Annotated in this window: 7 protein-coding genes and 1 pseudogene; 3 read left to right on the forward strand and 5 right to left on the reverse strand. The window is 58.7% G+C overall.

The window, feature by feature from the left end:
* Positions 1-128 precede the first annotated feature (128 nt).
* Positions 129-1,610, forward strand: a complete 1,482-nt coding sequence (locus LKD37_RS15940; protein WP_302930080.1) for a leucyl aminopeptidase family protein — start codon at positions 129-131, stop codon at positions 1,608-1,610.
* Positions 1,607-3,598 carry an alpha/beta hydrolase family protein gene (locus LKD37_RS15945; protein WP_302930081.1) on the forward strand — a complete coding sequence of 664 codons (1,992 nt, stop codon included), beginning with the start codon at positions 1,607-1,609 and terminating at the stop codon, positions 3,596-3,598. The genes LKD37_RS15940 and LKD37_RS15945 overlap by 4 nt, the downstream gene beginning before the upstream one ends.
* A 255-nt stretch (positions 3,599-3,853) precedes the next feature.
* On the opposite strand, the gene LKD37_RS15950 is transcribed toward LKD37_RS15945, so the two are convergent.
* Positions 3,854-4,468, reverse strand: coding sequence for a Na+/H+ antiporter NhaC family protein (locus LKD37_RS15950; protein ID WP_370686884.1), 615 nt, complete (start codon positions 4,466-4,468; stop codon positions 3,854-3,856).
* An 89-nt stretch (positions 4,469-4,557) separates the two neighbouring features.
* On the opposite strand from LKD37_RS15950, the gene LKD37_RS15955 reads away from it, so the two are divergent.
* Positions 4,558-4,896, forward strand: coding sequence for a hypothetical protein (locus LKD37_RS15955; RefSeq protein ID WP_302930082.1), 339 nt, complete (start codon positions 4,558-4,560; stop codon positions 4,894-4,896).
* A 232-nt stretch (positions 4,897-5,128) separates the two neighbouring features.
* Here the strand turns inward: LKD37_RS15955 and LKD37_RS15960 are convergent, their stop codons facing one another.
* From LKD37_RS15960 to LKD37_RS15975, 4 genes and pseudogenes are all read right to left on the reverse strand, one after another.
* On the reverse strand, positions 5,129-6,289 hold the full coding sequence (locus tag LKD37_RS15960; protein ID WP_302930083.1) for a tyrosine-type recombinase/integrase: 1,161 nt from the start codon (positions 6,287-6,289) through the stop codon (positions 5,129-5,131).
* Between the two features lie 26 nt (positions 6,290-6,315).
* A pseudogene (locus LKD37_RS15965) lies at positions 6,316-6,528 on the reverse strand (tyrosine-type recombinase/integrase); the annotation flags it as partial.
* A 576-nt stretch (positions 6,529-7,104) separates the two neighbouring features.
* The gene (locus LKD37_RS15970; protein WP_302930084.1) at positions 7,105-8,613 is read right to left on the reverse strand and encodes an IMP dehydrogenase; all 1,509 of its coding nucleotides are present in this window, start codon (positions 8,611-8,613) and stop codon (positions 7,105-7,107) included.
* Between the two features lie 11 nt (positions 8,614-8,624).
* The coding region (locus LKD37_RS15975) for a phosphoribosylformylglycinamidine synthase subunit PurQ (RefSeq protein WP_302930085.1) at positions 8,625-9,146 on the reverse strand (522 nt) is incomplete at its 5' end.

Here is a 9,146-nt window from a genome sequence, read left to right on the forward strand (position 1 = left end):
CATATCGGCGGGGATGGGCTCCACGCGCATATCCTTGCCCAGCTGATCGTAATAGATATCAGCGTCCATCTCCACCATCCCGCTTTTTGATTAACTATCATGGAATAGACCATAAGGAGGAAGGAAAAATGGAACTGCAACTTGTGAAAAAGTATGACGCCAGGGCATGGGACGGTGTGGTGGTCCCGCTGGGAGAAGGCAACCTGAACAGCTATCAGGGCCCTTGGGAGCAGGAGCTTGCCGCAGTTCGTGCCTCGGGACGGTTTGAAGGGAAAACCGGTGAGATTTTCCGCTTTTCTGTTCTTTCAGAGGGCGTGCTGACCCAAATTTTCCTGCTGGGTCTGGGGAAAGACTGGAGCCTGGAGCAGGTGCTGGAGAGCTGTGCCAAGGTGTATCGTCAGTGTCAGGAGCTGGATCTGCGTGCGGTGTGTACCGATCTGCGGGGCGTGTGCCCGCAGTTCACGCCGGCGCTCTTCCAAAAGGCGGCAGAGGCTGCCGCTCTTACCGGCTACCGTTTTGACAAGTACAAGACGACCCCTGCGGCGCCGGGGATCGAAACGGCTGCGTTTCTCTGCGAGACGCCGGAGCGCTACGAGGCCGCCTTGGTGGAGGCGGAGGTATCTGCTGAGGCCACCTGCATCGCACGGGATCTGATCAATGAGCCCCCCACGGTGCTTACCCCCGCCAAGCTGGCGCAGGCGGCACAGGAGCTTTTTAAGGAGACGCCTGTGAAGGTGACCGTTTACGGCAGAGATGAGGTAGAGCGCATCGGACTCACCGCTTTTCTGGAGGTCGGAAAGGGCTCGATTCACGAGCCTAAGCTCATTGTCATGGAATATACCGGCGCGCAGGACGTGGAGAGCCGCTTGGGGCTGATCGGCAAGGGCCTTACCTACGACAGCGGCGGATACTCCCTCCAGTCGTCTGAGTTTATGGAAACCATGCAGCATGATATGAGCGGCGCGGCCGCTGTGATGGCCGCCCTGTGGGCGACGCAGAAGCGGGGCCTTCGGATCAATATTACCGGCGTGGTGGCGGCTTGCGAGAATAAGCTCTCCGCCACGGCCTATGTGCCGGGCGATGTGATCCGCTCCATGTCCGGGCGGTATATTGAGGTGAACAACACCGATGCCGAGGGCCGCATCACTCTGGCCGACGCCGTGACGTATACCAAGCAGTGCTGCGGCGTGGATCGCATCGTGGATATTGCCACACTCACCGACGGTATCCAGACGGCGCTGGGAAATCGCCGCTGCGGAGCCTTTACCAATAACCGGGCCCTGACCGCGCAGGTGGAGAAGGGCGCCGCCGCCGCCTGCGAGCGGATGTGGGAGCTGCCCTGTGACGAGAATCTCCGCCGGGTGCTGGACTCCCGTGTAGCCCATCTGAAAAACAGTGCGATGGGCTCCAGCGTGGGTGGATATGCCACGGTGGGCGCCATGTTCGTGAAGGAGTTTGTCGAGGAGACGCCTTGGATCCACTTGGATATCGGCGGTACCGCTTGGACCACCGAATGTGAGGGGATCTATACAAAGGGCGGTATTGGATTTGGCACGCGGATGCTTTATGAGACGTTCAAGGTAATGGAGAAGGAGGGGACTCAGGTATGAAGAAGCTGGCGTTGACGGATTTTGCCAAATATCGGTATCCTTCTGCACTGGAGCTGTCTCCGGACAGCAGATATCTGACCTTTGCACTCAAGGATGTCGACAGGGAAGGAGACGGCTACCGGTGGAATCTGTGGCTGTATGATCTGGAGCGCAGGGAGAGCCGGCAGATCACCCAAGGAGACGACCAGAGGAAGGCTGTTTGGGAGGATAACACCCATATTCTCTATAAAACCACGGAGCCGGACGAAGCGCTGCGGGCGCGGGGCTTCGAGGAAGAGTGGACGGTGTATCACCGCCTGAATGTATGTACAGGTGAAGATCGCGAGGCGTTCCGTCTCCCCATGTCCGTATCCGGGCTTTGGAAAATGGACGAGGGCCGTTATGTTTTCACGGGCGAGACCCATTTGGACCGGCCGAATCTTCTGGAGCTGACGGGAGAGGCGCTGGAGAAGGAGCTCGTTCGCCGTCAGCAGACCAGGGGCTATAAGGTTTTGACGGAGCTGCCCCTGTGCGAAAACGGGGTCGGGATGTTTAATCAGACCAGAAACACGCTGTTTCTCTATCTGGAGGCTGCCGGAGAATATCGCCGGATCACGCCGGAGGACTATGATGTGAATCATGTGAATGTCCGCCCCGGTCAGGTGCTCTTCACTGCGTTTCCCTTCCGGGATGTAAAGCCGGTCACCGAGGGAATGTATCGCTGGGATGCGGAGCGGAACGAGACGGAGACGCTGATCACGCCCGACAAATACAGCATCGACTATGTGGGGCATTTGGGCCGGAAGGCGCTCTGCCTGGGACTGGTCATGCGGGACTACGGCGTGTACGAGCACCCCACATTCTTTGTGGTGGACGAAAAGGGCGAGGAAAATCTGGGCCGCTATGACCGCCGGGTCAACTCCGAGGTGGTCACCGACTGCTTCTCCGGTGCCGTCACAGGACAGAGAATGGTGGGTGAGACGCTGTATTTCCTCAACACGGACGGCGTGGGTTCTGGCTTGTGTATGTGGACGCGGGAGACCGGTGTGCAGACGCTCTTCGGCGGCGACGACTACCTTATTGATTTCGATACCAAGGACGGAAAGAGATTTCTCTTCTCTGCGGCTGTGGGTCTGAAGCTCCCGGAGGTGTACCTTTGGGATGGCGGCCAACTGGAGCAGCTGACGGATTTCAACAGGTCTGCACTGGAGGGCGTGACCATTTCCGTACCAGAGCGGCTTACCTTTACCAATACCGACGGCGTGGATATCGACGGCTTCGTGATGAAGCCGGTGGGATACGAGCCGGGCAAACGATATCCGGGCATCCTTCATATTCACGGCGGGCCGAAGATGGTATTTGGCCCGGGCTTCCACCATGAGATGCAGCTTTGGGCGGCCTCCGGCTTTTTCGTATGCTACTGCAACCCCAGAGGAAGCTGCGGCAAGGGAAATGCCTTTGCCGATCTTCAGGGTAAGTACGGAGAGGTGGACTTCCGGGATCTGATGGAGTTCACGGATGAGGTTCTGCGGAGGTATCCCGAAATAGACGCAGATCGGATGGGCGTTGCCGGCGGTTCCTATGGCGGCTTTATGACCAACTGGGTCATTGGTCACACGGATCGTTTCCGCTGTGCCGTGTCCCAGCGGAGCATTGCCAACTATGTGGGGGATTATCTCCTCTCGGATATCGGCTACTATTATGTGCCTGACCAGCAGCTCGGCACCATTTGGGAGCATCCGGAGCGTTTGTGGAAGGCGTCGCCCCTTACCTATGCCGACCGTGTTAAGACGCCCACACTCTTTATTCACGCAGATAAGGATTACCGCTGTACGCTGGCCAACGGTCTGGAAATGTTCGCAGCGCTCAAGCTCCATGGTGTGGAGAGCAAGCTGTGCATGTTCTACGGTGAGGACCACGGCCTGAGCCGAGAGGGAAAGCCCTCCAACCGCATCAGCCGACTCAGCGAGATCCTGCGCTGGATGGATGAGCACCTGAAGGGAGAATAAGGGAGCGCCAACCGGCGGGTTCTGGCAGAGTGTGTGCCGGAGCATTTGCCGCGCTTAAAGCTGCATCCCTTGGAAGCTGTCTTTTTTACATGGCGATTTCAGCGGATAGCGGCCACAGCGCCGCGTCATACAGGTATCGCGGAAGCATTACGCCGAGAGCCCGCCTTCTTGAGAAGGGGGGCTCTCGGCGTAAATAAATGTGCGAAACAGGACGCTTTACTTTTTGTCGAACAGAAACAGGCACAGCAGGAAGGGCTAGAACAGCAGGGGGATGATGTCAAAGGCGCTGATGGCGTAGCCGAGGGTTGCACAGGTGGAAATGGCCACCAGCATCTGGGCGCCGTAGGGGATGGCGCCCTGAAAGATGCAGGAGAAGGTGTCCAGTAGGGAGGCGGAGCGCTTGGGGCTGATGCCGTATTCCTCCGCCACCTCCTTGGCAATGGGGCCTGCCATGACGATGGCCACGGTGTTGTTGGCAGTAGTGATATCCATGAGGCCCACCAGCAGGCCGATGCCCAACTGACCGCCCCGCTTGTCGCGTAACACCCGGCGGATGAAGGCGAGGATGCTCTCAAAGCCGCCGTAGGCGCGGATGAGACCGCACAAAGAGACCACCAGCAGCGTCACCAGAATGGTCTCGAACATACCGGACACGCCGCCGCCCATGTTGCCCATAAGCTCCAGCGCCGTGACCTGCCCGGTGATAAGGGTGATGGCGGCGCCGGCGGCGATGCCGATGTACAGCTCCATCTCCGCGTCATCGTCCATCTCTGTCATGAACGCCAGCGGCTCCACGCACCGCAGACCCTCCGGCAGCATCAGACGGCGTACCTTCTGGCCCGCGAAAGCGCAGCAGCCAATGTTCTCCACGGAAGTCGGAATAGTCAGTTCCTGTATCGTCAGGGCATTGAAAGCAAACGCGCCGAAAAAAACGCCGCCGTTTTATTTCCGACCCGCCGGTGGAGGACTTCGCGCCGGCGATTCGGTTTGATTCGGAGGATGACCATCTGCGGCGTCTGGCGCGTCTGGCGTGCATGGCGGCGTCGGTGCTTGTACCTGACGGCAGCCTCCAGGCGTTCGACAACACCATCGAGGACTATCGGCGCTACGCTCTGCACTACCCAGACTATCACGCGGCGTATGAGGGACTGGACCCCCGCACGCTCCGGCGTGATAAGCAGGCAGTGCGGCAGGTGCTGCTGCGCTGGAAAGACTCCGACGCCCGGCGTATGCAGCGTGACGAGGATGTAGAGGAGGAACTCACAGCGGAATTTATGGCGCGGCTCAAGAAGCTGTGAGCGCACGGCTGCCGCACCTATTCTTTGCCTCTGCCAGCGCAACTGAGCGCACCCGTGATTTCTGTGGATTATTCCTCCTGCATATTGCCAAATATACCGCAAACAGGTGTATTCACAGCACAAATCTAAGCATTCCTTTCTGCGCCGCACCCCTTTGACCACATATTTGCCCACAGACAGCGAAAAGCCGCCCCGCCGGGGATTTCCCTCAGGCGGGGTGGACTGCTTCCTGTTATGCCGTCCGTCTGCTCCATCGCTTTCTTACCTGGAAGTCGGTCATCGTGCGCTCTTGTGGTGCGTTTTCTTCCGCCGGCATCGGCTGCGCTTTGGCGATACCCGCGTCGATCCTCGCCGCCGCCTGCCGCCGCATCTCCTCCGTGATGTGGGAGTAGGTGTTCAGCGTGGTGGCCGCGGAGACATGCCCCAGGATGGTGGACAGCGTCTTAATGTCCATCCCGTGGGCGAGGGCATTGGTGGCGAAGGTGTGCCGGAGATCATGGAAGCGTACCCGTTCACAGCCCGCGTGGTCCAACAGCCTGTGCAGCCGCTGGCGCACCACCGATGGGAGCAGAGGCGAATCCTCCTTCTTTGGTGACGGAAACAGCCATCTGGAAACATTCCTTTTCCGGTACTCTCTGAACACCTCCAACACTTTGGGCGGTAGGAGCAGAGTGCGTACCGCCGCCTTTGTTTTCGGCTCAGTGATGACCAATTCCGAGCCTATGACCACCGCCTGCTTGCTGATTCGCAGTTCGCCCGTGGTCAAATTCAGCTCCTCCCATTGCAGGGCCGTCAGCTCGCCCAACCGCAGTCCTGTGGCAAATTCCAGCAGGAACAACTCGTAGTACTTTTCCTCCTTCGCCTGGATCAGCAGCTTCTGCATGGACTCCCGCGAGAGGACATTCATTTCCCCTTTTCGGGCGGGCGGCAGCTTGCAGCCGGACGCCGGGTTCTGTGGAATCAGGTTTTCCGATACCGCCCGTTCCAGCGCCCGCCGGCACAGGCTGTGGATGTTGCGGAGCTGGGAGTCCGCCAGCCCCGTTTCACCGTCCGATTGGTCCGCACGCCCCTCTGTTTTCAGCCAGGCGAAGAACCGCTGCATATCCTTCGCGGTCAGCCTGTTCAGCGGGATATGACCCAGCCCCGGTCTGATGTACAGCCGGAGGCAGCCTTCGTAGATCCGCCGTGTGCCGGGACGGGCGGTAGGTCTGCTGTGCGTCTCATACCAGTGCTCCATCCAGTCCCCGAATGGCATATCCGCATTGATCCTCGGCGGCGCGGGCGGCGCAAGGGCGTCCTTCAGCGTTTTCAGCTTCTCCACACACTCAGATTTTGTTTTAGCCAGCACATTTTTCGTTTTCGGCAGACCCTTGTCATCGTAGCCGATGACCACGCGTCCTTCCCATCGGCCGTCCTTTCTCAGGCGGACAGTTCCTTCTCCGTTTTTTCATTTTCTTGCCACGGCTTCAGCTCCTCTCCGAAAATATCGGTCAAAAATTCATCTACGATCTCTGCCGCCCTCTTTTGCATATCGCCGGTGGTGTGGGTGTAGGTGTCCAGCGTGAAGGTCGCCCGGGTATGACCCAGGATGCCTGAGAGCGTTTTCACATCCACGCCGGAGGTCAGGGCATAGTATTATATGATAAAGCGATAAATCGGTCAAGTGAAAATTCGGGACCGTGCAGAATTTCATCAGTTTAAACAGTTTTTCACTGCTTTTTTCTGCTGTTTTGCGAATTGCAGTCCCCACAAAAAGATGCTATCCTTTAAGTACAAAAAGAAAGGGTGAGACCAATGTACAGTGAGGATACCCCCGAGCCATGGCGGCACGGGGAAGACGGCTGCAAGGGATCTGAGAAAAACACTCCAATGTTCCCCGCATCATGAGAACCGCGCAACGGTGCATTGCATAGCAGAGAGCACCCCAGCACAGGAAAGATCTTGTATGCCGTGACTCCGCAGAAAGAGAGGTAGTCAATGATGTTAGATATTAAGAACCATGGATGACCCTTGGCCGTGAAACGCAGGAGATCGGCCAAGGGTCATCGTTGTTTTTGATAAGTGTTATGTGCAGCGGCTTTCGAGCCGCCGTTTTTTTTGCCCTGCGAAAAAAGCTGAACGCGGCGCAGATCCGCGAATTTCTGAAAATCTACGCCCAATAAGTGATAAGCTGGATGCGCTTTGCGTTGTCAATTGGCGCGCCCCTGCTCAGTCATTCCCCTTGCCGGTGGAGCGGAGCATCACATCGTGATAGCCGCCCTCGACGATGCTGGTGGCGGAGACGAGCGTGAGCTTCGCGTTCTTCTGAAGATCGGGGATCGTGGTCACGCCGCAGTTGCACATGGTGGATTTGACCTTATAAAGGCTACGCGCGACATTATCCTGCAAAGAGCCTGCGTAGGTGACATAGGAATCCACGCCCTCCTCAAAGGCAAGACCCGTCTTGCCGCCGAGGTCGTAGCGCTGCCAGTTGCGCGCGCGGTTCGAGCCCTCGCCCCAGTATTCCTTGACATACACGCCGTTGACAAGGAGCTTATTCGTGGGCGATTCGTCAAAGCGGGCGAAGTAGCGGCCGAGCATCAGAAAGTCCGCGCCCATGGCGAGGGCGAGCGTCATGTGATAGTCGTGGACGATGCCGCCGTCGGAGCAGATGGGAACATAGACGCCCGTTTCGCGGAAATATTCGTCGCGCGCGGCGGAGACCTCGATGAGAGAGGTCGCCTGACCGCGGCCGATGCCCTTGGTCTCGCGCGTGATGCAGATGGAACCGCCGCCGATGCCGACCTTGACAAAGTCTGCGCCGCACTCGGCGAGGAAGCGGAAACCGTCGCGGTCGACCACATTGCCCGCGCCAATCTTCACGGTATTGCCGTAGTTCTCACGCACGAAGTCAATGACCTTCTTCTGCCAGACAGAGTAGCCCTCGGACGAGTCAATGCAGAGAATATCCGCGCCCGCCTCAACGAGCGCGGGGATGCGCTCGTGGTAGTCGCGGGAGTTGATGCCCGCGCCGACCAGATAGCGCTTCTGCGCGTCCTGGAGGGCGAGGGGGTGCTCCTTGTGCTCGGCGTAGTCCTTGCGGAAAACGAAGTAGCGCAGGCAGTCGTTCTCATCCACAATGGGCAGGGCGTTGAGCTTGTGCTCCCAAATGATGTCGTTGGCCTCCTTGAGCGTGGTGGAGGAGGGAGCAGTGATGAGCTTTTCTCGCGGCGTCATAAAATCGCGCACCTTGAGGTCTGTGCTCATGCGGCTGACGCGGTAGTCACGGCTCGTGACGATGCCGAGGAGTTTCCCGTTGGGCATGGCGTCCTCAGTGATGGCGACGGTGGAGAAGCCGTTTTTCTCCTTGAGCGCGAGCACATCGGCCAGCGTGTGCTCAGGCGTGAGATTCGAGGCGCTGACGACGAAGCCCGCCTTGCTGCTCTTCACGCGGCGCACCATCTCCGCCTCGCTTTCGATGGACTGCGAGCCGAAGATGAACGAAAGCCCGCCCTCCTTGGCAAGCGCGACGGCGAGCGTATCGTTCGACACCGACTGCATGATCGCCGAGACCATCGGGATATTCAGGCTGATGGGGCAGTCCTCCTGCCCCTTGCGGTATTTGACCAGCGGCGTTTTGAGCGAAACGCGGTCGGGCACGCACTCCTCCGAGGTGTAGCCCGGTACGAGCAGGTACTCGCTGAAGGTATGAGACGGATCGGGATAGTAATAGGCCATGACTTGCCCTCCTATTTTTTGAAGTAACGCACCGCCGAGGCGAACAGGTGCATATCGTAAGTCCCCGGCACGTTTCGGTAAAGCGCGGGGCCGATGCGCTCGCTGTGCCCCATTTTGCCAAACACCCGCCCGTCGGGGGAGGTGATGCCCTCGATGGCGCAGACGGAGCCGTTGGGATTAAAAGCAGTATCCATTGTAGCATATCCGTCAAGGCCTGCATACTGCGTGGCAATCTGGCCGTTTGCGGCAAGCTGTTCGATCAGCTCCTGCGAGGCGAGAAAACGCCCCTCGCCGTGCGAAATGGGAACGGTGTAAATATCTCCCGCCTCTGTTCCCGCAAGCCACGGAGATCGCGTCGAGCACACGCGCGTGCGCACGAGCTTGGACTGGTGGCGGCCGATGACATTGTAGGTGAGTGTCGGGAAGGACTCGTCGGTATCCATGATCCTTCCGTAGGGCACGAGGCCAAGCTTGATGAGCGCCTGGAAGCCGTTGCAGATGCCGAGCATCAAGCCGTCGCGCTGCTCGACCAG

The sequence above is a fragment of the Brotocaccenecus cirricatena genome (assembly GCF_020687045.1).
GTDB lineage: Bacteria > Bacillota > Clostridia > Oscillospirales > Oscillospiraceae > Vescimonas > Vescimonas cirricatena.

Coding starts and splice junctions, on each gene's coding strand:
- LKD37_RS15940 (WP_302930080.1), top strand. CDS start 129: ATGGAACTGCAACTTGTGAAAAAGTATGACGCCAGGGCATGGGACGGT.
- LKD37_RS15945 (WP_302930081.1), top strand. CDS start 1,607: ATGAAGAAGCTGGCGTTGACGGATTTTGCCAAATATCGGTATCCTTCT.
- LKD37_RS15970 (WP_302930084.1), bottom strand. CDS start 8,613: ATGGCCTATTACTATCCCGATCCGTCTCATACCTTCAGCGAGTACCTG.